This window comes from Roseibium sp. HPY-6 (assembly GCF_040530035.1).
Classification (GTDB): Bacteria; Pseudomonadota; Alphaproteobacteria; order Rhizobiales; family Stappiaceae; genus Roseibium.
In genome coordinates, this window is sequence record NZ_JBEWCD010000001.1 from 206,947 (window position 1) to 231,277 (window position 24,331).

A 24,331-nucleotide genomic window follows, 5' to 3' on the forward strand; every position below is an offset into this window, starting at 1 on the left:
CGTTGCCTTTATTTGGCGACGGCAACCGCCTGTTGAGCGTTTTCAACGTCGTTGAAGAGAAGGATCATCGTCAAGGCGACACCCACCGCAGCGACAGTCCAAAGAGTGACGCTCCAACAAGATTTCTGCACGTTTTCGTCCATTAAAGCCCTACACTTTTTCTGGCGCCGGTCCCCTGCACTTTTCAAATATGGCGCCTTTGAGGCGTCGAAGTAAACGAACCCTTACCAATTCGCAAGCGCAAAAATGGAGCAGCTGCCACGTCATTTTTGCAGAGCAAAATTCTTTTCATTTTTTCAGCTGCTTATGCTTTGTAGCAGGAACGGAACACCGCAGAGAGTTTACCATGCACGCCCTTTCGCACCTGGACATCGCCGCAGCCGTTTGGTTTCTGGTTGCCTGGTTCGGCTTCAATCTGATCGTGGATGTCAGCCCGCTGCGGACAAAAACGTTATCAAGTGTAATGGACACTTATCGCCGCGAGTGGATGATCTCGATGTGCCAGCGCGAAGTTCGTATCATGGACACCGCCATCATGGCTGGCCTTCAGCAGGGTACGGCCTTCTTTGCCTCCACGGCACTCCTTGCGATCGGCGGCGGGTTCGCGCTTCTTGAGGCGACCGACAGGATTGTCCAGATCGCTGGAGATCTCTCGATTCCGGTCGAAAGCAGCCGGACTCTCTGGGAAATAAAGGTGCTCGGTCTGATGCTGATCTTCGCCTACAGCTTCTTCAAGTTTGGCTGGGCGTACCGCCTGTTCAATTACGCAAGCATTGTGATGGGTGCCGTGCCCGAACAAGGGGCGGCGGATGACGATAAGATCCGGGAAATGGCCCTTCAGGCCGGCGCTCTCAACATGCTCGCCGGCCAACATTTCAACAGAGGTCAACGTGCGCTCTTTTTCGCCATCGGTTTTTTGGGCTGGTTCGCAGGACCTTTCATGTTCGCATCAACCACTTTGGCCGTGCTGTTGGTCCTGCTTCGCCGTCAATTCGCCTCTCGTTCCAGAGCAGCCGTGCTTTCGGGGCAATATCCGAACTTAGCGTCCCCGGACAGATCCGGCGAATAAACCGCCACCGGGTCGTCGAAACCTTTGACCTGATACCGCCCATAAAGACCGGACCGGCAGCCCATGATGTCAGAAAGAGCGTCGGAGACGAGCACTTCCCGGCGCAGGTCTTTCGCCAATTCCGCAATGCGGGCGGCGAGGTTCACGACCGGGCCGACAACCGTGAAGTCAAGCCGGGTTTCGCTGCCGACATTGCCGTAGAAGACATCGCCTGCGTGCAACGCAATACCCACGCTCAGATCCGGGGTTTGTGCGCAGGTGTTCGAGCTGTTGATACCGTCAATGCGCTTGAGCGTATCGCGCGCAGCCAGAAGCGCTCTTTTCGCCGCGTCGCGTGCCTGGTCTTCGGTTTCATAGGGAAAGATCGCCATCACCTCGTCGCCGATGAACTTGAGCACTTCACCGCCATGGGCTTCGACAGCCGCGGTCATTGCGCCGAAATACTTGTTCAGAAACTGAACGATCATGTCTGCCGGGAGCGTATTCGAAAGGCGCGTGAAACCGCGAATGTCAGCAAAGCTCACAACCGCCTTGATCCACTCACCCTGCCCGCGGCGTGTCGTTCCGTCCAGCACTTTCGAGCCGGCACGAGGGCCGACATAGGTGTCAAGCACCGTCTCAGCCGTTCTGCGAAGCGTTTTCAGCTCACAAACGAGAGCGAGCGGCCGGATAAGAGATTCGAATACGCCTATGTGTGCACCGCTGAAACCTGTTGGAGCCCTGGTAGCGAATGTAACAACTTTGACGGAGCCATCGGAAAACGGCATCGGCAGCGCGATATAATCCTTATAGCCTTCCTCGCGAAGATCGACTGTAACCGGGAATTCTTCCGCTTCATTGGAATGTGCAAGCCTGACGCGCACCGCGGCCTTGGTCTCATGTACACGTTTGATCGGACTGATCTGGTAGTCTTCGTCTGAGCTGTTGTCAGCCGTATAGAGCCTGATTTCGCGCGTGCCGTCGCTGGCCCAAACGGAGGCTTCTGCACGCACGTTCGGATGAACGATCCAGATCCCGGTCGTTGCCCTGTCGACAGGCACTCCGCCGTCACGCAGGCGCACGGCCATTTCGCTTACAACCTCCAACGTATCGCTGAGATACGAGGCATCACTATATAACCATTGAACAATGTCTGCCGAAACGAGCGGCGCTTCGAGGACCATCTGCCCACGTCCTTTTCATACCCTTGATAGAACCTGATATGGTGCGTCGCAGCGTCCTGTAAAAGAGGTGTTTTCAAACCAGCCTTAACGCGCCGCCTGGTTCACGGTTTCCGGGCCCGGCAACCAGGTCGTGCTCCGGCCTGTTAGCTTATAGGCAGCCAGTCCCACCCATTCCCTGAAAGCGAGGTCAAATCGCCTCAAACCCTTTGAAACGCCTGAGAACCCTAGTGAAGTGTCTTCTGGTCCACGCGTCCTGTAGTCGACCGGATAGGCGGTCACGCCCTCCCAGCCCGCTTTTTCGAAGACGCCCATGGCACGTGGCATATGATAGGCGGACGTAACCAGGAGCCAGGTCTGGCCCGGTTCTGGGTCCACAAGCTGTTTCGTGAGGACAGCGTTTTCCCAGGTGTTTCTGGATTTGTCCTCCAGAACAATCCGCTCTGATGCGATTCCGAAGTCTTCAAACAACCGCGCTGCGCCCTCTGCTTCTGTAGCCTGGGAGGAAATGACGAATCCCTTTCCTCCGGAATGGATCACCTTTGCATTTGGAATGAGCCCGGCGAGGCGCGCCGAAATGGTGATTCGCTCACCAGAGGTTGTAAGTGCGGTGTCCCCTCGCCCTCCGGTGACCACCGTATCCACAGCACCGCCTAAAACAATAATTCCATCGTACGCGACAATTTGTTCCGGACGAGGAAAACGCTCCTCCAACGGAAGGATGAGCCAGTTCGCTACCGGCGACAATCCGCAAATCGCCAGACCCAGAATTGCCAACCATACCAAGCGCATACCGGTACGCCGTCTTTTTGAAAACGTCAGAAGGGCCAATCCAACCAGCGCGACTGAAATGAGTAAATTTGAGGGCTGGAGAAAAAAATAGGCGATTTTCGAAATATAAAAAAGCACGGCGTAATTCCAAGAGCGGCAAATCAAACAAGACAATGAGAATTGTTTAAGGCGTCTTTTTTATGGCCATAGTGGAATCCAAACTCAGCCGAAAATTCGACATGGAAACACTCACAGTCTCTATCCCAGTAAAACTGACTCATGTGATTCTTGTAGGTTAATCTTCCTGATTACACAGAAGGAATTAGAAAGAGCTGAATTAACCCAGATACATAACATCCACATTATCGAAACAAAACTGTAAATCAAATGTCACATTTTGCGGCGAAGCTGCGCGCGCTCGCGGCGGGACCTGTCGTTTAATCCATATGTGAGTGAGTGTTCATACGGCGACAAAAACCTGTCTGTTTTCACAAAGGCAATAACCGTGATCGAGGTCACAGGGGCGTGAACAGAACTGCGGCATGGTGTGTGTGCATTAACAAAGGCACAGTCGAGGGTAACCAAATGACACTCTATTTGAAGCTTGGCGGACGTGATGCGGTTGTACGCGCAATGCCACGATTGCAAGCAAGACTGGAACAGGATCCCTGTTTCGATGTCGCACGGTTTCGCAAGGAATTCGAGCGCTCGGACGACCTGATGGAATTCCTGATTTTCCTGTCGGGCGGCGCACCGTTCTATGACGGCAAGTCAATCTGCGACCTGCTTGCACCGATCTGCACATGCCATGACGTTTATGACAGGTTTGTCGATCACCTTGTGATGGTTTTCTTCGCCGGAAGAAGAAACGAAAGCGACGAGGCCGAACTTCGGCACCTGATGGCGACCCTTCGCCCGCAAGTGCTCGATCCCAAGCCGATCGACCCAATCATGGTCTATTCCGTCGAACAGGAACTCATCAGCGCGTAACACCTGTCTACTTTCCAAACAAAAACGCCGGCGCATCAACACCGGCGTTTTGTTTTTCTGGAGAAGGCTTTCTCAGCCCAGCTCTTCAACGCTTGTTACGACTTTCCCGACAAGCCCGTACTCAATTCCCTCTTCAGGACTCATCCAGTAGTCGCGGTCAGTATCCTTCTCGATACGATCGATCGGCTGGCCCGTCGCGTCGGCGAAGATCTTGTTCAGCCGGTCGCGCATCTTGATGATCTCTTTGGCCTGGATCTCAATGTCCGTCGCCATACCGCCAGCACCGCCAGACGGCTGGTGTAACAGAAACCGGGTATTTGGCGTGCAGAAGCGGTTTTCCTTCGGAACCGAAACGTAGATCAACGCACCGGCGCTTGCGACCCATCCCATCCCCAGAATGCGAACCTCGGGTGCGATGAACTTGATCGTGTCATGGATCATGTCGCCTGATTCGACGTGTCCGCCGGGCGAAGACACGATCACCGTAATCGGATCGTTGGAGACCTGTGCCAGTGCGAGAAGACGGGCACAGACATCACGTGCCATGTCCTGCGTGACCGGACCGGTAATCAAAACCGTGCGCGCCTCGAACAGGTGTTTGTCGACCTGGATCGAAGGTTGGCTCTTTGGCTTGTCGTCGTCCTCTTCATCAAGGCGTGCGGGCACTTTTGTCGAGTAGTTTTTCATGCGCAGGATTAAGCTCCCTTGGCTGTTGGGCCGGACAGGCCGGCGTTATTTAATCGGCAGGCAGTTCGTACCCTGCACCGGTTTTGTCCATGTGTAAGCGAACTATCGGTCACTCGCAAATCATGAAGTCTGAATAGCGCGAAAAGTGTTATCAGAATGGGAACAACGCTATTTTGCTGGTGATTATTTTCCGCTGCCGGGGCTGCCACCAACGGATTCGTTCTTGCGCCCTACAAGGAAATGCCAAACCAGCATCGCGACGAACGGCAGCGACGGCCAAACGAACCAAAGCGTCGACAAGCCGGATGTCAGAAGGTTCAGCACGAAGAACAAGCCGACAAAAAAGACGCACGTTCGCACTCTGCGTGGCTGCACGCGCAGCCATTGGCGCGCCTGTTCAAAACCGTTTGCAACGGCTTGCGTGTCTCTTTCCCAGTTTGGTGGGCCGGAAGGTGGTTCAGGTGACTCTGCAGCTTCCTCGCGCTCAGAACCGGAATTTGCTTCCTGGGGTGCGTTGCGGCCACCAAGACGGATGGAATAGGTCTCAACCGGTTCGCTGACATTCTTGACCTGTTGTGGGCCGAGCGGATCGAAGCCGAGCGCAACTTTCGCCTTGACCTGATCGTAGACGGATTGAGACAGCATGATGCCGCCCTTGGGCGAGAGCTCCTGAAGACGCGCCGCGACATTGACGCCATCTCCATAGATGTCATCACCCTCAACCATGATATCGCCCAGGTTGATGCCGATCCGGAAATCCATTCGGTTGAGTTCCGGCAGGTCCGCATTGCGCAGGGAAAGTTCATTCTGGATTTCAACGGCACATTGAACCGCCTCGATCACCGAAACGAATTCGATGATCACCGCGTCGCCCCAGGTATTGACGATACGCCCGTTATGCCTTTCCGTCAGCGACGACATAACGTCTCTATACGCCTTGAGCCGGTCCAGCGTCCCGTCCTCGTCGCGTTCCATCAACTTGGAATATTGCGCAACGTCTGCGCACATGATCGCCGACAGACGCCGCTTCACCCGTTGCATGCTACAAACCCCTGACTGCACATGCTTAGGAATGGGAAGTCGGACCCCAAATTGCAAGGAAAAAGGCCGCTTAAACTGACACTGACGGTTACTTATGGCCTGCTTTCTGCAAGTTCCCTCAGCGTCTTGAGCGCCTCATCGGCCTTTTCTTCCGGTACGAAAACATGATCGTGAAAGTAGGCTGCGACAACGTTGGCTGATATTCCCTTTTCGGTCAAAGCCGCAGAAATTGCGGCGGTGAGGCCGACCGCCTCCAGCGAAGAATGGACCGTGAGGGTTATCCTGCGAAACCATTCGGCATCGCCCAGGCCAAGCTCACGTGCGCGTTCAACGGGCAAGATGGCTGTCGTGCCTTCGGTTTCTGCAAAAAGACCGACAGGTCCATAGTCTGCAAGGTCCTGAAAGTTCTTCGCAGCGAACGTGCAAAACACATACGGCTCTGGATCCAGCATTGGCCGCATTTGAGAGATCAGCGTCTTCAGATCTGTTTCGCCTGTCACGGTGAAATCCTTAAGTCAGCCTAAAATCAAGCGCTTCGTGCCTTGATGGCAAGCGCCATGTTGCACAGAATTTCAAACATGATGGAAACGCCCAGAAAGGCGGTTCCGCCACTCTGGTCAAAGGGGGGCGAAACCTCGACAAGATCCGCACCAACAATATTGACACCTTCAAGCAACCGCGCGACTTGCAAAGACTGGTAAGAATTCGGTCCGCCAACCTCCGGGGTACCGGTTCCGGGCGCAAAGGCGGGATCGACAAAGTCGATATCGTAGGACACATAAGTTTCGCCGGGACCGGCAATCTCCCGCGCTTCGCTCATGACATCTTCCGGCCCGCGCGCATGGAATTCCTCGATCGGGATCACCTTGATCCCGACGCTGTCAGCGAAATCCCGGTCCTCACTGTCGTAGGCCGTTCCGCGGATCCCGATCTGCACAACGCGCTTGGGGTCCAAGAGCCCTTCTTCAACCGCACGCCTGAACGGTGTTCCATGGGTGTACTGCATGCCACCGAAATAGCTCTTGAACAAATCGGTATGGCTATCGAAGTGGATCATCCCGACAGGATTGTTCCGTGCAAGTGAGCGAAGGATCGGCAGCGAACAAAGGTGGTCGCCACCCGCGGACAGTGGAACAATCTTTTGCGCAACAACCTCGTCATAAAATGAGGTCATGCGGTCCAGGCTGTCTTCGACGCTTGCCGGATTTGGTCCGACATCCCCGAGATCAGCGCAGTTGACCAGGTCGAAGGGGCGAACACCGGTCGCCCCGTTCTGAGCCCTGATCATGGTGGACATGTCCCTGAGTTGCCGTGGCCCGTGACGCGGACCCGGCCTGTTGGTCGTCCCGCCATCCCACGGCGTGCCGATCAGGCCGATATCAACGTCCGAAATCCGCGCGTCACCGAGCGCTACATGCGGCAGCCGCATGAAGGTGGGCACGCCTGCAAAACGGGGCAGGTCAAGCCCAGATACCGGACGGTAAAAGGAATCGGTCATGTATGGCACCCCGTTCTTGAAGTCATGGGATTGGGACAATCCCGGTTCCTATTTCTTGCACATACTCCGGCCCGATCAACAAAAACCGGCCTACCAGGGAACTTCATCACCCCGATAGTCGAAAAACCCGCCGGAATGAACGGGCGACAGACTGTTGATCACTGAGAGCAATCGTTTCGCGGCAAGATCAGGTTCCTGGACATCGAGACCCGATTTGGAAAACCCGTCAGTCAAGGGTGTGCGTACGGTGCCTGGATGCAGCGCAACGCAGATTGCCTCTTTTCTTTTGCGCATAAGTTCGACGGAAGCTGTGCGCACAAGCTGATTAAGGGCGGCCTTGGAAGACCGGTAGGCATACCAACCACCCAGCCTGTTGTCGCCAATCGAACCGACGCGCGCGGAAAGGGTTGCAAAAACGCTTCTCCCTTCCTTGGGCAGCAACGGCAAAAAATGCTTGAGAAGTAACGCGGGGCCAATCGCATTGATCGCATAGGATCTGGCCAGATTGACCGGATCCAGATCCCTCAGGCTCTTTTCCGGGCGTGTTCCTTCCAATACAAGCGCGCCTGTCGCATCGAATACGAGCCTTACATGGCCTGGGAGGTTTCTGATCCAATCAGCGCATTTTTCGATCGACGCCTCATCCAGAAGGTCAAGGGTCGGTGAAGACGAGCGACTTAAGCCAACGACCTCATCATATTGACCGGATGATTGCAGAGTGTCTCGCAGTGCGGAGCCAATTCCGCCACTCGCCCCAATGACAACAGCTATGTCTCTTTCCATATCCAATCCCGTTTCTGACGGGGCTTGATACGCGTTACAGAGCTGGCAGGATTATGTCGGCACCACAAAAGTTAGGCGCTGTCACACGGTTGGTTGCCAGGCGCCGGGGACGTATTCGGCTTCATCATCGCCCGGCCAGGGCGGCATCGAAATGCAAATGAACTTCAGCGGCTGCGGGCCGTTACTTCGATACTGGAAGGCGGTGCCGACAGGGATGTCGATCGAAACACCGGGCTCCAGGTCAACGGTGCTTTCTCCGGAACCATCGGAGCGCCAGATCTGCCCCTTCCCTTCAAGCACATACCAGAATTCGCTGACGGTCTTGTGGCGTGTGGCCCGGTTGATCTGGCCGACAGGGACCGTGGAATGGATCATGTTGCCGGTCGGGCCATCCATGATGAACCGTATATCCGCACCGGCTGGTGATTTGGCATCGTAGCTTTCCGGCAAGGTGGTCTGCTTCACGTTTGTCCCTTTGCGCGTCTAATGGATTTCGAAGCCCGGAAGATGGTGCTCTATCATGTCGTTTTGTTGAAGATCTCACGGCCGATCAGCATCCGCCTGATTTCGGAAGTGCCGGCGCCGATTTCGTAGAGCTTTGCATCACGCAGCAAACGCCCGGTCGGGTACTCGTTGATATAGCCATTTCCACCAAGCAACTGAATCGCATCAAGTGCGATTTTCGTTGCGTTTTCGGCCGCGTAGAGAATGGCTCCCGCAGCATCTTCGCGCGTGGTTTCCCCCCTGTCACACGCTTTTGCTACGGCGTAGACGTAAGACTTGGTGGCGTTCATCGAGACATACATGTCCGCGACCTTGCCCTGCACCAATTGGAACGTCCCGATCGGCTGGCCGAATTGCTCGCGCTCGTGAACATAGGGTATGACGACGTCCATTGCCGCCTGCATAATCCCGACGGCACCGGCCGCCAGAACGGCCCGTTCGTAGTCGAGACCTGACATCAGCACGTTGACACCCTTGCCGACCTCGCCGAGCACATTCTCTTCGGGAACCTCACAGTCCTGAAAAACGAGTTCACCGGTCTCCGAGCCGCGCATTCCGAGCTTGTCGAGTTTCTGGGCGACCGAAAATCCGGGAAAATCCTTCTCAACCAGGAACGCGGTGATGCCTTTTGGCCCGGCATCGGGATCAGTCTTTGCGTAGATAATCATCGTGTCCGCGGAGGGCCCGTTCGTGATCCACATCTTGGACCCGTTCAAGACATATCGGTCACCCTTTTTCTCGGCGCGAAGCTTCATTGAAACAACGTCTGACCCAGCCCCGGGCTCGGACATTGCGAGCGCGCCAAGATGTTCGCCGGTTATGAGCTTCTCAAGATAGCGCTCCTTCTGGCTCTGATTGCCCCATCGGCGCAACTGATTAACGCAAAGGTTGGAATGCGCGCCATAGCTGAGACCGATCGAGGCAGACGCCCGGCTCACTTCTTCCATCGCGATACAATGCTCGAGATATCCGAGACCCGACCCGCCCCATTCTTCCTCAACGGTAATGCCGTGAAGTCCGAGTTCTCCCATCTCCGGCCAGAGTTCGCGCGGAAACCAGTCTTCGCGGTCAATCCGTTCCGCGAGCGGTGCGATCCTGTCCTGACTATAGGATCGAACCGTGTCCCGCAGCATGTCTGCTGTTTCACCGAGATCAAAGTTGAAGCCTGGAAAGTCGTTTCGAATCATTTTCTTGTCTCCCAAAGCGCCGGCTTGCTAGCGGCGCACATAGCGAATGGAGTCGCTCAACTCGCCAATACGGTCGTAAAGCAATTGCGCACGCTTGTTGTCTCGATCGGTGTGCCAATAGACCTTGCCACTCGCCTCTGGCTCCTTGTCCGCGGCTTCATAAACCGCTTCGATGAGCTTGCGGCCGGCACCGCTCCCCCTTGAGGAAGAGCTCACATAGAGATCCTCCAGGTAACAGACCTTCTTCAGCGACCAGGTGCTGTCGTGAAACAGATAATGAACAAACCCGATGACCTCGCCGCCAGACATGGCCACGAACGCGCTGTGCGAACCGGCCTCAAGCAGCCGTTCGAAGATGCCGTCAGTGACTGCGGCATCAAGATCCTGCTCATAAAATGCGAGATAATCGGCCCAGTGGATTTCCCAGGAAGGCCGGTCCGAGCGTGCGAGCGCACGAATTGTCACTTCAGCCATCTTCTAGTCCTTCACGCCTGAAACGCTCATGAGTGTGAACAGGCCGGTTGCCACATGAACTTGGGTTCCTTCATCCAGTCCGTAGACATCCGCTTTTGCGATTGTGAGTGTCCTGCCCGGCTTAATCACTCTGCCCCTGGCAAGCAGAACGTCTTGTTTCGCAGGATTGAGCAGATTGATCTTGTACTCGCACGTCAACACGCCAGAATCCGCCGCAAAGAGCGTCAGTGCAGCATATCCGGCCGCACTGTCGGCAACAGAGGAGGTCGCACCAGCATGAAAAAACCCGTGCTGCTGGGTCAGGTCTGGTCGCATTTTGAGTTCGATATCCACTGCGCCAACAGACACATGCGCAAGCGTGGCACCAAGGTGACGCATGAAAGACTGCGCGGCAAAGCTCGCCTCAACACGGGTTTCCCAATCAGGATCTCTTGGAGACAGATCCATCAGCCGCTCTCCTCACGAACCTTCCCACGCAGTTCGGCAATCCGCACCCGTGCCCCCTCTTCAACTTCGTCAAGCTCAAGCAGCGTCAATTCGATATCCCGCTGTTTTTCGAGCAGTTCTTCGCGGCGGGTATCGATCTTCTCCAGAAGCAGGTTCAACTGTCCCGCTTCACCGGGCGAACTTGCATACATTTCGACCAGCTCTTTGATTTCATTCAATGAAAAGCCAAGCCGCTTGCCTCGCAAGATGAGTTTGATGCGGGTTCTGTCTCCAGGCGTATAGAGCCTTTGTCTGCCTCTGCGCTGTGGCGAGACCAGGCCCTGCGCTTCATAAAAGCGCAGCGTTCGCGTTGTGATGTCAAACTCGTGCGTCAGTTGAGTAATCGTGAAAAAACGCTGCATGCCCGCTCCTTGTCGGCGGCACCATCAAGCGTTTTTACGTTAAAGTCAATATATCTCGTTTTAACTATAAAAAACAAAATATTAGACACTATGACTGCAGATCTTGAACTGCAATTCCAGTGCCCAGGACATTCAAATCCACGTTGCCCGCCACCCCTTCAACCATGCCGCTGTCTTGGTATTGCCAGAGGGTCCAGTCTTTGGTGTAGGATGGGGAATGCCAGATCGACCGGGTCCATAACCGCCTGTTGAGCCCCTGCCCCTTCAGGTAAGCCCGATAGAATTCCTCCGGCGCATACAGGATCACCTGTTTTCCCGCCGCCTGTTCGACCATAGCGACAAAATTCGAGATTTCCCGCAGAACGTCTTCAACAGGCGGCCTTCGGGCACAATTGCCCGTAAATTCAAGGTCGAGCGCAGGCGCCAGCATTTGCGGATCCTCGGGAAGGACCGCGAGGAAGTTTGCCGCCTGCTCGCGCCCAGGCTTGCACAAACTGAAAAAGTGGTATGCGCCTCTGGCGAGCCCGACCGCACCCGCGCCGGCCCAGTTCCGGGCAAAGGCGCTGTCTTTGAAGTCTCCGCCTTCACTGGCCTTCATATAGGCAAACGCGACGTCGTCGCCCGCGACCTTTGACCAGTCGATTTCACCCAGATGGTGAGAAACGTCTATGCCGCGAATGGGAAACTCGTCCCTGTCCGGTTCCCAGTTCATGAAGAAAAACGCAGCCCCCGCGATCGAAATGACGCAACCGACGACAACGTAAAACACCGTGCGAAAAATTGCCTGCAAGAACTTCATTCTGCCACCCATCCCCTCGGCAAGGGGAATGTGACGGAAAAGTCTTAAGATTCAGGCTAAAAAATTCGGCCAGAGCGGCGGTGCAGCCAATTCCAGAACGTTTCCGTCCGGGTCGTTGAAATAGACGCTTGTGCCTCCTGCGGGCCAAACGACTTCGCTCGTGATCTCGACGCCGCTCCTTGCCAGATAGTCGCGCCAGGGCTGCAACTGCTCGACGTCAATTCGAAAAGCAAAATGACTGCGCCCTGTAGTGTCGTGTCCGGGCACGGTACCGCCGGGCGTCTCGACATCATCGCCGGTGTGGCCACGATGAAAGACAAGCAGCGCCTGTCCAGGGCCGGCGTCGTAGGCATACAGGCGCTCTCCCGCCACCATGCGTTTGAGCCCAAGACAATCTGCATAAAACGCATGAGCAACGGCCATGTCGTCAACATAAACCGCTGTTTCCAGGATGCCGGCGATTCTGGGTCTGTCCATTGCACTACACTCGTCTGGATCCGTCACCATTGTATATTCCAACCATAATGGCCGTGACAAATCGCAAGTATATTTAACAATATCAACTAAAAGGTGCAGTTTTAAAAACAAACACGAAGATAAACTAAAGAATTAATTCAAATCTGATTGGAAAAATAATTCTTGTATGGGACACTTGAGGGGAAAACTGCAGAATCATTTCAGTGCATACACTCAAAAAAGTGCGAAGACCGGACAAGTCCCCTTGGCTATCAAGAACAAACTCCCACTCTACTCTGTCGTATCGGCAGTTCTGGTGTGTTTTCTGATTTGGAATGCCCCTTCCAAGGCAACCACGATCGTGACGGTACAGGGTCCTGAATCCCCCACCGACAAACGATATGAATATGACCGCGCCGTCATTGAACTAGCGCTGATCAAGACGCGCGCGAAATACGGCGAATTCGTCCTGCAGGAAACATCGATTGGCCAGAACTCCCGGCGAGCCCTGTTGGACGCGGCGAACAACAAGTACGCAAATTACATCATCAAATATTCAATGCACAGCGATTTGCCGGACACCCTTTCGGCCATTCCCTTTCCTGTTGACCTGGGCATTGTCGGCTACCGTGTGGCTTTTGTTTCGAACAAAACAAAAGCCGAGCTTGCAAAGGTCAAAACACTAGAGGATCTCAAGCAGTTCGAAATCATTCAGGGCCTTGGCTGGCTGGACACGCGCATCCTCGAACACCATGGCTTCAAGGTCAGAACCGCGGCGGAATACCACTCCATGTTTTCAATGGTGGCGCTCAACCGTTCCGATCTGTTTTTAAGAGGCGCGAATGAGCTGCTCGAAGAGTGGAAGACACACCGCACAATTCCACAATTGACCTACGACGAAGCCGTCAGCATCTATTATCCATTGCCTCGTTTCCTGGTGACTTCCAGTGAAAACGAAGACCTTCTCAGGAGAGTTCACGAGGGGTTGCTCAAGGCCTATGAGGACGGGTCCCTATTGGAGCTTTGGGACGAGAAATATGGGGCGAGCATCGACTTTGCGAAGTTGAACACACGCAAGGTGTTTCACCTGAGCAATCCTTACATCGAGGGGCTCGACCCCTCTTGGCAGAAATACATCTACCAGGTCGGTGCCGAGCTCACTCAATAACCATCGCCATTCAAATTTGTTCAAGGCGGAGGAAACCGTCCTTCTGCTGCTACGCGATTGAGAGCTTCACGTCAATGTTGTTTCGCGTCGCATTTGAATACGGACAGACCTGGTGCGCCTTTGCCACGAGATCTTCTGCGGCCGATCTTTCCATGCCTGGCAGAGACACTTCCAGCGCGACTTCAAGCCCGAAACCGCCCGCAGATCGTGGGCCGATCCCGACCGTTGAAGTGATTGAGGTGTCCGCAGGAACCGAGACTTTTTCCTGACCTCCGACAAATTTCAAGGCGCCAATGAAACAGGCCGCGTAACCGGCGGCAAAGAGCTCTTCCGGATTGTTGCCGGCTCCGCCGGCACCACCCAGTTCCTTCGGCGTTGCAAGCTCGACTTTGAAAGACCCGCTCAGCGTTTCGGCTGTACCGTCACGGCCACCAGTGGCCCGCGCCTTGGTCTCATAAAGAACATCAACCGTCATGTGTTCACTCCATATCTTTTTGTAACAAAGAGGATTTTCAGCTTTTCTTTCATATTTTATATCGTGCACGATATAATTACACACATAAACCTGCGTGGAGCGCACGTCAACAGCTTGCGACCATATCGTGCGCGACTTATAAGGTGAGTTATGAATGAGACGACAGACCAGATGTCCCTGCTCGACGCGATTGATTTCGGTGCGTCGGAGGGGACCCAAAAACCCAAAAAAACCACCCGCAAGGACACAGCGACACCCTCCGGTGAGATGGCGGTTTCAGACGCTTCTGCCGAGCGAAACAATGTCGCCGCGTCAGGCGGACGACGCAAAAATCAGACGACGCCGAAGACAGCTGAAAAAGGCACTGAAATCCAAACCGGCCAGGTCGCCCTGGACGAGATGTCGCCGCTGACGCTCGACCGTTTCCTGTGTTTTGCACTTTACTCCGCCAACCACGCCATGCATGGCGTTTACAAAAACCTTTTGAAAGAAATCGGCCTTACCTACCCTCAGTACCTTGCGATGACAGTCCTTTGGGAAACCAACAATGTTCCGGTGGGCGCCATCACGTCGAAACTGCAGCTCGATACAAACACCCTTACGCCACTTTTGAAACGGCTTGAGGCAATGGGTTTTGTCACAAGGACCCGCAACACCAAGGATGAGCGGCAGGTAATCTTGAAGCTGACCCGAAAGGGCCGCGCGCTTCAGAAGAAAACCGAGCATTTCAGTCAGTGCGTTCTTTCAGCAACCAACGCACAGATGGACGAGATCATGGATCTGCAAAGCAGGATCATGACATTGCGTGATAACCTGCGGAATGTCGGCACAAAGTCTTGAACGATCCGTTTGCAAGTGGGATCCGGCAAGGTGCGTTGGGCGACAATAGCCCGGCACCGGCAGCAACCGCGCGACACAATGGCCACAACGGGTTTTCCGGACTAAAGCGGCAAGCCGAACCAAAGTGCCGCGATCCCCAGAAACGCGAAAAACCCGACGACATCGGTCACTGTCGTCACGAAAACGCTTGAGGCGATTGCAGGGTCGACTTTCAGTCGGTCCAGGGCAATCGGAATGAGCAGTCCGGACAGGCCGGCAAAAAGCATGTTGATGATGATTGCACCCGCAATCACGACACCAAGGCCCGGGCTGGCGAACCAAAGCCACGCCGTTAGCCCGATAAGGATCGCAAGCGCCACTCCGTTGACCGCGCTCACCAGGACTTCGCGATTGAGAACGCGGAGCATGTTGCGGGCGCTGAGTTCCTGCGTTGCAATACCGCGGACCGCAACAGTCATCGTCTGCGTTCCGGCATTACCGCCCATCGACGCCACGATCGGCATGAGTACCGCAAGCGCAACCATCGCCTCGATCGTGTCTTCGAAGAGCGCAATGACCACCGATGCCAGGATCGCGGTGCCGAGATTGACGACGAGCCACGTAAGTCTTGAGCGGGCAATCGTCACGACACTGTCAGAAATTTCTTCATCACCAACACCGGCAAGCGCACGAAGGTCTTCTTCGGCCTCTTCCTGGATCACGTCGACGATATCGTCGACGGTAAGAACGCCGACCAGCCGCTCGTTTTCGTCGACAACAGCCGAAGACACCAGATTGTAGCGTTCGAACCGGCGCGCAACTTCCTCCTGGTCTTCGACCGCGAGAACCGCCTGGCGGGTTTCCTCCATGATCGAAGTGACTTTCTCCGCACGCTTAGTGCGCAGGATCTTGTCCAGATGCACCGAGCCAAGCAGCTTGAAAGCCGGATCGACCACGTAAATTTCATAAAAACTATCCGGCAGGTCCCGCGCTTCACGCATGTAGTCGATCGTCTGACCGACCGTCCAGAAGGGCGCAACGGCGATAAATTCGCTTTGCATACGCCGGCCGGCGCTTTCTTCCGGGTAATCCAGCGCCTTTTTCAGCTGGGCGCGATCGGAATACGGCAGCTCCTCCAGAATCGCCGCCTGGTCAACCTCGTCGAGGTCTTCCAGAATGTAGACCGCGTCATCGGAATCGAGATCCCCCAGACCTTCCGCGATCACTTCATTGGGAAGGTCTTCCAGAACCTGCAGTCGAACAGCCTCATCGGTCTCCGTCAGAGCCGTGTAGTCAAACTCTGCCCCTAGAAGCCGGATAAAGGCGGCGCGCTCATCAGCATTGAGCGTTTCCAGAAGATCACCGGTGTCGGCTTCGTGCAGATCCCCCGCAAGGTCTCTCAGCGAAGTTCCGTCGTCGGCCTGGATCGCCTCTTCAACGGCCGCGATGAAATCGGGATTGAGCCGCTCTTCCTCGTCTCTAACCGGTATGTGCGGTTCCCGGGAGGCTGTGACGTCAAGCTCAGCTGCTTCGCTCATGCTCTGCCTCCCGCGCCGGATGTTTGAGGTTCTACACGCTCAGAACTAGCCTTTAGCGACCAAAAGTGCCACCGCTAAAACGGTCAAAGTCCACAGCGCCATACTGTTCTACCCGATGGGATCTAAACTCGTTTTTTTCGCAAAGTCTGCATCTGTTCAAAAACCGGCACATCCCTTGTTCCGGGCCACACTGCGAAGGTTTTCCAGATAGCCACGCGTCTTTGCCGGTAAGATGGATTCGCTTGACGCAATACATTTATCGGAGCGCCGGAACGCCCGTTTTGCGCGCTCGCTTTGCAGGCACACCCGACCTTCAGCGAGCGTTTGCTGTTCCACAAACCAGAGCTGCTGACACGTCATGGCCCCGAAGCGTGCGGGATCCGTCGACTGCGCTTGAACGAGTGACGCAGATACCGCGAAAAACGGCAAAAGGCCAAATGGGGCAAGGAATGCCTTAAGTCTGGTTTTTCTCATGCGGCGCTGACACAACTCAATCCGGCAAAGACGCTCCTAGGTGCAACAAAAGGCGCTCTTTACGCAAATGATTTCACGCGCTGCCGGCGCGCGCTTCATCAAGGATCTTTGGCGGCCGGGACATCTTGTAAAGGTGGGCTACATGCGCGCGCAAAACGTCCCATGGGGCCAGTATGTTGAGCGGGACGCCGAACTCTCTCGCAGTCCTGATCACCATCCTGCTAAGTGCCCGATTGTGCGAATGTGCGAACCGGGGGAAAAGATGGTGTGCGCTGTGAGCATTTGCTCCGCCCGTCAAGGCGATCGCCAGTCTCGAAGTCGGAGCCCAGTCGACCGCAGTCCGTATTTGATGATGTGCCCAATCGAGTGGAAGGTCACCGTCGCTGCCGGGATCGAAAAACTCTGCCGCATCACTGATATGACTGCCAACATTTATCGCGACAAACAACAAGGACGCGGAAGAAACGAACGCGATGTAATAGCACGTCAGAAACCCGATCCCGTGCTCCGTTAGAACAAGCGGCAGAACCAGGAAAAGACAGATGTGGACGATCTTTGACGCCACGAATTCAACAATCGGCCAAAGGCCCGAAAACTTACGCGGCCAGGCGCGTTTTGCTTTGCGAAGATGGTCAAAGTCCTCCACAAACGCCAGGTGTGGCAATACGAGCGCATAGAGGAAAACGGCATACCAGCATTGAAACTTGTGCCATTTGCGCCACGGTTTCGACGGTGACAGCCTGAGTAAACTTGATCCGTCCGCATCAATGTCGGTTCCGGCGATATTCGGATACATATGATGGAGCCTCAGGTGCCGTTCAGCCCAGAGCTTTCCGGAGACCCCGATGAGCGAAAATCCGGCAAACAGGCAAACCGCGTTCACCCATTTTGAAGTGGCAAACGAACCATGAGCTGCATCATGACAAACTGTTGCGATCAGGGTGTAGATACCTGCCCCCAGGACGACGGCAGAAATCAAGAGAACCCAGGGGTTTAGACCCGCATAGATCAAGCTATAGACCGCTGCGCAGAACAGAAACAGCATACTGGATCTGAACCATTGGCCGATACCGGCAAACCGACCGGTTTTGCTGCGGGACAGATATCTGCCTGCACGAGCATTGAGCCGCGAAGAAAACGCACTTTTAGGCTGGTAGTTGGGCATTGTCTCACATCACTTGGTGATTTTGATTTATTAGAACGTCATACTCCGCAATCATGGATTTTTATAGTCAAAAACTTCTCGTAAAACGGGAAACTCAACGCGTCATATCTATTGGTCAAAAAAACTCAAGCGAATTCAGATATGTGTACGCCGCGCCTTCACCGCAATGGTGAGTGCGTCCGTTTCCGCGAGCATTGGAAGGACTGACCGCACCCAGAGCGACAGGATCGGACCGGCATTTTCGGATGGAATCTGTGTGGACGCAACGAGGGCTTCTTTTTGGGACGAACCAATTGGTGCTCCGGTCGCTCCCGAAAGTCAGGAAGCAGAACATTCCTGGGGCTGCGTATCCATCGTCCAGTTCTGAACCGGCAAGGCCTTAAGCGAAGCCCGGAAGGGCTTGTCCTTGTGAATGCCTTTGCCGGTGAGAAGATTGACGTCACAGGTCCCAGACATGGCCTCATCCAGGGTGTCGTAGTAAGAAAGCGTATAGCCGGCCACCACAAAAATGCTGTTCCGGTAAGCGATTGTCAGCACTTGCTCCCAGCGGCTCCGGCCAATCGCGGAGTTTTCCGAATAAACCTTCAGCGACCCGTTCCCGCTTGCTTCAAGCCACGGCGACTGGCCATATGCGCCGCCGCGCCAGGCAATATCCGGCGCATAAGCGGCCTTGACCCAACCGTCGCCCGCGTCTTTGAAAACATAGAGATCCGAGCCGCCGTCCGTATCAACCAGAACGGCCTTGTAGCGAAAAATGTCGCCATCGACCGGCACGATCTCAACACCAGAGACATCGCCAGGCGAAACTGCGGCGTCATCCGCGTTTAAGTCGGTGGAAGCGCTAAGAAAAACGCCCGCAAATGCAATCAAAGAGGCAAAGCCTGACAAAAAGTTCTTCATTTTGAACTCCGTGGTTTCAATCGAATTCTCTTCCGGCAGCAAGGGGGCAAAGGCACGACTATCGCAGAGGCCTGAATTACGGGCAATCGGATGCGGCTTTCAAAGCGTTGCAGTCTCAGAGGCAGAATGCCGAATATCACTTTTGTTCTTGCGTCTTTGAAAGACGACCTTGGGCACTTTTTCTGCGCAAATGCAGGTTCAAACAAGCCATCCTGGACCGCACCTGATAACGAATAAATCTACAATGAGATGCTGCTCCTCACGAAAGAAGTGAGCAAGATGCGCCCTGCTTCGACAGTGACGCTTCTGGACGGGAAAAAGGAAACGGTTGCCACTAGGGAATACCAACTCCTGCGCCTACTTTTTTAATCAGCTCGTCTCGGAACGAACTCTAACAAATAGCACCTTTCACGCAGCTCATGGCCAATTTAAATGCGGTCGCGAGTTGTATCACAATACCAGAATTCAAAGCCTGTGTACCGAAGCTAGATGACCAAAAGTAAGCAGGAAACTGCACAAAGCTAAAAAACGTCGATCTGCAATTTTATCATTATGGTTTGAATAAATTTTTCGGCAAATATTTCTTCATGTCGGTTCGAGGCGTTCAACGCACCCGAAAAATCTTAATCACGCTTGACCACATGTCAGGACTGGTGAATTCTAGACTTAATAAAAACGATCATTCGCTTCGAAGCCACCAATCGAGTGAGCATTCACAAATCCATATTGGAGATTATTGTGGGGTTGCAGACAAACGCAAAAGCCTTGGGAGCAGACGTTGAAACAGGCAAGGCTGGTTTTCCGGAAAATATTGTTTCTCCCCTGCCTGAAGTTCTAACGCAGCGCGCTTCAGGAGAAATCATCTCCTGTAACGGTCTGCATTTTGATGTCCGGTGGGCCACTCAGACCTTGTCCGCACGCCGTGCGGTGTCTTGCCTTCTCGATCCCGAACCAGGTGATGTGGTTGCACTGCTGGAAACGCGCGAAGGACTGTTTATCACGGACGTGCTTTTGCGGACCGGCAGCGCTTCGGGAGAGATCACACTCAATGCGCGCGCGGAAGATGGGACAGCACGGGACCTTAAGCTGGCCGCCGGAAATCTCAGGCTAGAGGCAGGTGGAAAGGTGGAAGTCTCCGGCAAGAGCATGGCTTTGCGTTTCGACACCATTCTTATGACGGCGAACCAGGTCGCGATGGTCGGCAGGAAGCTCATGACCTCCATGCAAGACATCGTCACCAGCGCCAGGAAGCAAATGGCAAGCTTCGATACAAGCTCGTTCCGTGCCCGAAACCGGATCGACCGGATCGAAGAAACGGACCAGTTGCGAGCGGGCAACATTCAAACGCAGGCGGAGAAGGTTGTGCTCACCAAGGCAGGATCCGCGTTGACTGTCGCTAAAGAAGACGTGCGGTTGGATGGCAAACGCATTTCCATGGGCTAACGCCATCACGTAATTCCCACCGGTTTTTTGCCGGATTTCGAGGTTTCGAGCATGCGCGTTTTCAAGCCTTTGCGACTTGGCCTACTGACCAAAACCGTTCCGCACAACGGCGCCGGGCTTTTTGTCATCTCGACCCTGACAACGTTTGATCTTCTCGACCCGGGCGACATCCTCGCTGAAGCCGCACTCTGGCCCATCGTGGCCAAGGAACTGCCCAAAGGCGCGATCTTCGACGCAGCCTATCCCAAGCCGGCCGGAGAATTCTTCATTGCGGGCAAAGCGATGTCGGCGGAGCCGGTGCAGGCAATGAACGTGGCTGTATCCGTGGGAAACCTGCAAAGGAAGTTGTCGGTGTTCGGCGACCGGACCTGGCAAGCAGGTCCGGACAGCCCGGTGTTTTCCCAACCTGTCCCTTTCAATGAGATGCCTCTAACACCTGAGCGCGCATTCGGCGGCGAAAGCTTCGCTGGCAATCCGGTGGGGCGCGGATCTGTTTCCGCCGATATCGTCGCGCATATCGGTGGTGCGCCGCTGCCGAATGTCGAACTGTCAGGTTTGGAAATCAAAGCCATTACCGATCGGCCAGAGCCCGCTCTGGTTGGACCGATCGCGATGGACGATCCTGCCCGCATGAAATTGACAGGCACGTTCGACAAGACCTGGACATCGCTCAAGATGCCAGAATGGCCGGACGACTTTGATCCGCGTTATTACATGTCCGCGCCGCAGTCGCAGCGGTTCGGTCATTTCCTCAACGGAGATGAGCCGGTGCGGGTTGTGGGCATGTCCGCACAAGCACCGGATGTTCAAAGCCGGCTTCCGGGCGTTCGGGCCCGTGCCTTTGTTGCAAAGGCGGGTTCCCAGGGACGCCTCATCGAGGTGCCGCTGCGAACGGATACGGTATGGATCTTTGGCTCGGAGCTCAAAGGGTCGGTCGTAAACCGGGGATTTCTGGAAGTATCAGACCGGGACGGAACTGAAATCAGCGATGTGATGATCGCGTATGAATGGCTGGGCGACAGCCCGCGTTCGGCTGATCACTACCAACACGTCTACGATCTCCGAAGCGACCCGGACGAAGGCTACAAATACCTGCTGGCGGACAGCCAGTTGTCGCCTGAAGAGGACCCGGAAGAAACCGCCCGCCGCGAACAGGTTCGGCTTGCCGAGACAAAGGCGCGGCAAGAGAAATGGCTCGAAGGCAGGCAATGGTGGCTGGAGCGCCAGTTTGCCGAAAACGGCGTGCCGGTATCTCTGGTACCGGCAGTCGGCGACCCGGACGTTCAACCCTTGCTCCTGCCTAGCAGAGAAGACATCGAACGCGGCGACATCGATTTCGCACGGATCGTGTCTGATGCGCAGGAGATACAGCGGGAAGCGGAACTCAAAACCAATGCGGTCCTCGCTGAATTGGACGGATTGACAACGCGGCTCGGACTTCCGGCAAACAACATTCCCAAAGCAAATCACAAAATACTGGAACAACTCGGGGGTTCGATGCAGACAGCGAAAGGCTTCCTTCCCGGCGTTGACGAAATTCTGGCTCAAAGCGAACTCAATGAACTCCTTGAGGGTTTTGAGCAAATTGCACCTTCTGATCGGCCGATACCCGAAGAACCAGATCCTGAAAGCGCCTTCAAGACAGCAAGAGACCGGTTCCTTGAATCTCTCTCGTCTGAACTCTTGGGGCCTGCCAGAACACTCGTTGAGGACATTCCGCAGACGATCGGTGCTGAGAGGATCGAGGTGGGGACCGACGCCGCAGAGGAAATGGAACTCGACGCAGACGGTGCTCTCGATGCATTTCTCACCAAGAGCTTCCCGGCAACAGTTGGCAAAGACGGTCCCTCACCTCTTGCAACGATCAGATCCGCTCTTTCTCCTTCATCTGGAGATCCGGCCGCTGCCGGATCAGGCGCTGATCAGGCAAAGGCAAAACTTGCTGAAGCAGAAGAGAACCTGGATGACGCCCTGCTTTTCGCACGGCGAAATGCAGCGGAGCAGATCGCGCCCCTGACGCCCTTGGGAGAACAGGCAGCAGCGCGGTTTGGCGAATATGTCCGCGACCACCTGGCCAATGGCGGCACGCTGACAGGACGAGACATGGCCGGTGCATCCTTGGCTGCGCTTGAACACGACGGGGCGGATCTGACGGGAAGTTTTCTGGAAGCATGCAATCTTTCAGGCGCGCGTCTGCGCCGGGCCAGGGCCGTGGACGCCGTTTTAACCGGCGCCAATCTATCGCAGGCTGATTTCTCCGGCGCTGACATGACTCGGGTGAACCTTTCGAAAACCGGCGCAGCGCAGTGTAGTTTTCGCGAGGCCCAATTCAGTGGATCGACAATAGTCGGCGCAGATTTCTCCGGCAGTGATTTTTCCGGCACCGTGTTCGAAGACTGCACTTTTGTGGAGTGCGTGCTACCCGACACAAGCCTGAGCGGCGCCACCCTGAAAGACTGTTCCTTTGTGAACTGTGATCTGACAGGGCTCAAAGCCGACCGGCTACGTCTTGAAAAGACCGTGTTCCTGTCCTGCGCCCTGGATACGTCGGACTGGTCGGACGCGACACTCCAAAAGGCAAGTTTTGCGGACACGAGCTTTCGCGCCGCTGTCTTTTCCCGGGCCGCGTTAGACGAGTGCGGCTGGTTCGGCCCGACCGACATGACTTCTGTGAAGTTCACCGATGTTCGGGCAGAGAAATGTGGCTTTCAGGACGCCCGGATGCCCGAATCCGATTTCTTGCGCGCTGTCTTTCACGGCTGTAATCTGTCCTCGGTCAATCTGGAAGCGGCGGATATGCGCCTCGCCTCCTTCAAGGAGAGCCTGTTCGCGTTCGCACGAGTTCGTGGCGCTGACATGTTCGGTGCCAATCTCCTCGGCGCAAGCTTCCACGGCGCCGACCTGCGGCAAAGCAGTTTCCGGTCAGCGAATTTCTTCCGCACCGATTTGTCCGATGCCAAACTCGCCTATGCCGACTTCACCCGTTCCAACCTGGAGCTGACCAACATGGAGGCACGGGTATGATCACGCCTGAAGATCTTGCCGACTTCATCCGCTATGATGAGCCTGTGCTGGAAGCCGATTTGTCCGGCTGCGACCTGAGCGGGATGAAGATCGCAAAAGGGAACTTCGTGGAGTGCAACTTCACGGGGGCCAATCTCACCGGCGCTGACCTCAGCGGCAGCGTTTTCAGCGAGTGTATTCTGGGATCGGTCATCCTTGACAACACGAACCTGGACGACGCGGTTTTTGTCAAATCCGCCCTCAGCCGGACAAAACTTGCGGGAGCACATCTGGACAGTGTTTCGTTTCTCGAAACAGACCTTGCCGCCGGCGATCTTAGCGGTGCCAGCCTCATCGGCTGCCAGTTCCTGAAGACAGATCTCAGTGATCTCGATTTCAATGGTGCAGCGTTCCAAAAATGCGCTTTTGTCGACTGCCCCAGCGCACAGGTCAATCTGAATGATGCGCTGCTCGATACGGTTTCCTTTGTTGACATCGACCTGTCGAAAGCAGCCTTCGAGAAAGTGATCTGCCAATCCGTAATGTTCCTGAGGTGCAACCTGACCGGGATCGACTTTTCGGACACGCCGGTCATGCAGTGCACATTCATGGAAAGCGACATGAACGGATGCCGTTTCGAACGCGCCGACTTGAGCGGCAGTCTGCTGGTTGGGAGCGAACTGGCGGGCAGCTCCTTTGCCGGCGCAATTGCCGAAATGACTTTGTTTTGCAACGCGAACCTGAAAGAAGCAGTCTTTTCAGGCGCACGCCTTGAGATGGCAAACTTTAGCGGCAGCGATTTGCGTATGGCGAACCTTTCCGCCAGTTCCTGCGAAAAGGCGCAATTCGACAAGGCCGATTGCCGGGGCACCGAGTTTGCGGGCAGCGATCTTCGATTGGCAAACCTGGCGAATTGCAATCTGGAGGGCGCGAACCTGTCGCGTGCAGCGCTGAACCTCGCTGATTTTCATAATGCGAGCCTGACTTCGGCGTTGACCGACGGTGCACACGGTTCAGTCCGTCAAACCGATCAGCAGCGGCTGATCTGCGAGATTTACGATCCACGGGCCATCGGCTAG

General features: G+C 55.1%; 26 protein-coding genes. 7 read left to right on the top strand and 19 right to left on the bottom strand.

Going from position 1 to position 24,331, the window contains the following annotated elements; genetic code table 11:
• Positions 1 to 8: 8 nt before the first annotated feature.
• Positions 9 to 131 carry a hypothetical protein gene (locus tag ABVF61_RS00950; RefSeq protein WP_299481790.1) on the bottom strand — a complete coding sequence of 41 codons (123 nt, stop codon included), beginning with the start codon at positions 129 to 131 and terminating at the stop codon, positions 9 to 11.
• Positions 132 to 346: 215 nt separating this feature from the next.
• On the opposite strand from ABVF61_RS00950, the gene ABVF61_RS00955 reads away from it, so the two are divergent.
• Complete coding sequence (locus tag ABVF61_RS00955; RefSeq protein WP_353991674.1) at positions 347 to 1,069, top strand: DUF599 domain-containing protein; 723 nt, start codon at positions 347 to 349, stop codon at positions 1,067 to 1,069.
• On the opposite strand, the gene ABVF61_RS00960 is transcribed toward ABVF61_RS00955, so the two are convergent.
• Together ABVF61_RS00960 and ABVF61_RS00965 are read right to left on the bottom strand one after the other, a co-directional pair.
• Positions 988 to 2,232, bottom strand: coding sequence for an adenylate/guanylate cyclase domain-containing protein (locus ABVF61_RS00960; RefSeq protein WP_353991675.1), 1,245 nt, complete (start codon positions 2,230 to 2,232; stop codon positions 988 to 990). The two genes, ABVF61_RS00955 and ABVF61_RS00960, sit on opposite strands and share 82 nt — an antisense overlap.
• 84 nt (positions 2,233 to 2,316) lie before the next feature.
• Positions 2,317 to 3,021 carry a YdcF family protein gene (locus ABVF61_RS00965; RefSeq protein WP_353991676.1) on the bottom strand — a complete coding sequence of 235 codons (705 nt, stop codon included), beginning with the start codon at positions 3,019 to 3,021 and terminating at the stop codon, positions 2,317 to 2,319.
• A gap of 564 nt (positions 3,022 to 3,585) precedes the next feature.
• Here ABVF61_RS00965 and ABVF61_RS00970 point away from each other — a divergent pair.
• Positions 3,586 to 3,990 (top strand): globin family protein, encoded by a 405-nt coding sequence (locus ABVF61_RS00970; protein ID WP_353991677.1) that lies wholly within the window; start codon positions 3,586 to 3,588, stop codon positions 3,988 to 3,990.
• Positions 3,991 to 4,062: 72 nt separating this feature from the next.
• On the opposite strand, the gene ABVF61_RS00975 is transcribed toward ABVF61_RS00970, so the two are convergent.
• The 12 genes from ABVF61_RS00975 to ABVF61_RS01030 form a co-directional block, all read right to left on the bottom strand.
• Positions 4,063 to 4,677 (bottom strand): ATP-dependent Clp protease proteolytic subunit, encoded by a 615-nt coding sequence (locus tag ABVF61_RS00975; RefSeq protein WP_353991678.1) that lies wholly within the window; start codon positions 4,675 to 4,677, stop codon positions 4,063 to 4,065.
• A 183-nt stretch (positions 4,678 to 4,860) separates the two neighbouring features.
• Positions 4,861 to 5,718 carry an adenylate/guanylate cyclase domain-containing protein gene (locus ABVF61_RS00980; protein ID WP_353991679.1) on the bottom strand — a complete coding sequence of 286 codons (858 nt, stop codon included), beginning with the start codon at positions 5,716 to 5,718 and terminating at the stop codon, positions 4,861 to 4,863.
• A gap of 92 nt (positions 5,719 to 5,810) precedes the next feature.
• Complete coding sequence (locus ABVF61_RS00985) at positions 5,811 to 6,218, bottom strand: ACT domain-containing protein (RefSeq protein ID WP_353991680.1); 408 nt, start codon at positions 6,216 to 6,218, stop codon at positions 5,811 to 5,813.
• A 26-nt stretch (positions 6,219 to 6,244) separates the two neighbouring features.
• A complete protein-coding gene (locus ABVF61_RS00990; RefSeq protein WP_353991681.1) occupies positions 6,245 to 7,216 on the bottom strand; it encodes an agmatinase in 972 nt (323 codons plus the stop codon).
• 90 nt (positions 7,217 to 7,306) lie between these two features.
• Positions 7,307 to 7,999 (bottom strand): SDR family NAD(P)-dependent oxidoreductase, encoded by a 693-nt coding sequence (locus tag ABVF61_RS00995; protein ID WP_353991682.1) that lies wholly within the window; start codon positions 7,997 to 7,999, stop codon positions 7,307 to 7,309.
• Between the two features lie 81 nt (positions 8,000 to 8,080).
• On the bottom strand, positions 8,081 to 8,464 hold the full coding sequence (locus ABVF61_RS01000; RefSeq protein ID WP_353991683.1) for a cupin domain-containing protein: 384 nt from the start codon (positions 8,462 to 8,464) through the stop codon (positions 8,081 to 8,083).
• A gap of 53 nt (positions 8,465 to 8,517) precedes the next feature.
• On the bottom strand, positions 8,518 to 9,690 hold the full coding sequence (locus tag ABVF61_RS01005) for an isovaleryl-CoA dehydrogenase (protein ID WP_353991684.1): 1,173 nt from the start codon (positions 9,688 to 9,690) through the stop codon (positions 8,518 to 8,520).
• A gap of 27 nt (positions 9,691 to 9,717) precedes the next feature.
• Positions 9,718 to 10,164: a GNAT family N-acetyltransferase gene (locus ABVF61_RS01010; RefSeq protein ID WP_353991685.1), complete on the bottom strand. Its 447-nt coding sequence runs from the start codon at positions 10,162 to 10,164 to the stop codon at positions 9,718 to 9,720.
• A 3-nt stretch (positions 10,165 to 10,167) separates the two neighbouring features.
• Positions 10,168 to 10,611, bottom strand: a complete 444-nt coding sequence (locus tag ABVF61_RS01015; RefSeq protein WP_353991686.1) for a PaaI family thioesterase — start codon at positions 10,609 to 10,611, stop codon at positions 10,168 to 10,170.
• Positions 10,611 to 11,012, bottom strand: coding sequence for a MerR family transcriptional regulator (locus tag ABVF61_RS01020; protein WP_353991687.1), 402 nt, complete (start codon positions 11,010 to 11,012; stop codon positions 10,611 to 10,613). The genes ABVF61_RS01015 and ABVF61_RS01020 overlap by 1 nt, the downstream gene beginning before the upstream one ends.
• An 88-nt stretch (positions 11,013 to 11,100) precedes the next feature.
• Positions 11,101 to 11,811, bottom strand: coding sequence for a glycoside hydrolase family 25 protein (locus ABVF61_RS01025; protein WP_353991688.1), 711 nt, complete (start codon positions 11,809 to 11,811; stop codon positions 11,101 to 11,103).
• A gap of 51 nt (positions 11,812 to 11,862) precedes the next feature.
• The gene (locus ABVF61_RS01030) at positions 11,863 to 12,288 is read right to left on the bottom strand and encodes a VOC family protein (RefSeq protein WP_353991689.1); all 426 of its coding nucleotides are present in this window, start codon (positions 12,286 to 12,288) and stop codon (positions 11,863 to 11,865) included.
• 244 nt (positions 12,289 to 12,532) lie between these two features.
• Between ABVF61_RS01030 and ABVF61_RS01035 the strand changes: the two genes are divergently transcribed.
• Positions 12,533 to 13,435, top strand: a complete 903-nt coding sequence (locus tag ABVF61_RS01035) for a transporter substrate-binding domain-containing protein (protein WP_353991690.1) — start codon at positions 12,533 to 12,535, stop codon at positions 13,433 to 13,435.
• Positions 13,436 to 13,484: 49 nt separating this feature from the next.
• Here the strand turns inward: ABVF61_RS01035 and ABVF61_RS01040 are convergent, their stop codons facing one another.
• Entirely contained in the window at positions 13,485 to 13,910 is a 426-nt protein-coding gene (locus ABVF61_RS01040) for an organic hydroperoxide resistance protein (protein ID WP_353991691.1), read from the bottom strand.
• 150 nt (positions 13,911 to 14,060) lie between these two features.
• Here ABVF61_RS01040 and ABVF61_RS01045 point away from each other — a divergent pair, with 150 nt between their 5' ends.
• A complete protein-coding gene (locus ABVF61_RS01045; RefSeq protein WP_353991692.1) occupies positions 14,061 to 14,750 on the top strand; it encodes a MarR family winged helix-turn-helix transcriptional regulator in 690 nt (229 codons plus the stop codon).
• Between the two features lie 101 nt (positions 14,751 to 14,851).
• Here ABVF61_RS01045 and mgtE read toward each other — a convergent pair whose 3' ends face one another.
• From mgtE to ABVF61_RS01060, 3 genes are all read right to left on the bottom strand, one after another.
• Complete coding sequence (mgtE, locus tag ABVF61_RS01050; protein ID WP_353991693.1) at positions 14,852 to 16,267, bottom strand: magnesium transporter; 1,416 nt, start codon at positions 16,265 to 16,267, stop codon at positions 14,852 to 14,854.
• Positions 16,268 to 16,814: 547 nt separating this feature from the next.
• Positions 16,815 to 17,906, bottom strand: a complete 1,092-nt coding sequence (locus ABVF61_RS01055; RefSeq protein WP_353991694.1) for a fatty acid desaturase family protein — start codon at positions 17,904 to 17,906, stop codon at positions 16,815 to 16,817.
• Positions 17,907 to 18,224: 318 nt separating this feature from the next.
• The gene (locus ABVF61_RS01060; RefSeq protein WP_353991695.1) at positions 18,225 to 18,806 is read right to left on the bottom strand and encodes a hypothetical protein; all 582 of its coding nucleotides are present in this window, start codon (positions 18,804 to 18,806) and stop codon (positions 18,225 to 18,227) included.
• A 738-nt stretch (positions 18,807 to 19,544) separates the two neighbouring features.
• On the opposite strand from ABVF61_RS01060, the gene ABVF61_RS01065 reads away from it, so the two are divergent.
• The 3 genes from ABVF61_RS01065 to ABVF61_RS01075 are packed head-to-tail and all read left to right on the top strand — an operon-like array spanning position 19,545 to position 24,331.
• Complete coding sequence (locus ABVF61_RS01065; RefSeq protein WP_353991696.1) at positions 19,545 to 20,249, top strand: DUF3540 domain-containing protein; 705 nt, start codon at positions 19,545 to 19,547, stop codon at positions 20,247 to 20,249.
• 51 nt (positions 20,250 to 20,300) lie between these two features.
• Positions 20,301 to 23,273, top strand: a complete 2,973-nt coding sequence (locus ABVF61_RS01070) for a DUF2169 family type VI secretion system accessory protein (RefSeq protein WP_353991697.1) — start codon at positions 20,301 to 20,303, stop codon at positions 23,271 to 23,273.
• Complete coding sequence (locus ABVF61_RS01075; RefSeq protein WP_353991698.1) at positions 23,270 to 24,331, top strand: pentapeptide repeat-containing protein; 1,062 nt, start codon at positions 23,270 to 23,272, stop codon at positions 24,329 to 24,331. Before ABVF61_RS01070 ends, ABVF61_RS01075 begins: the two co-directional genes overlap by 4 nt.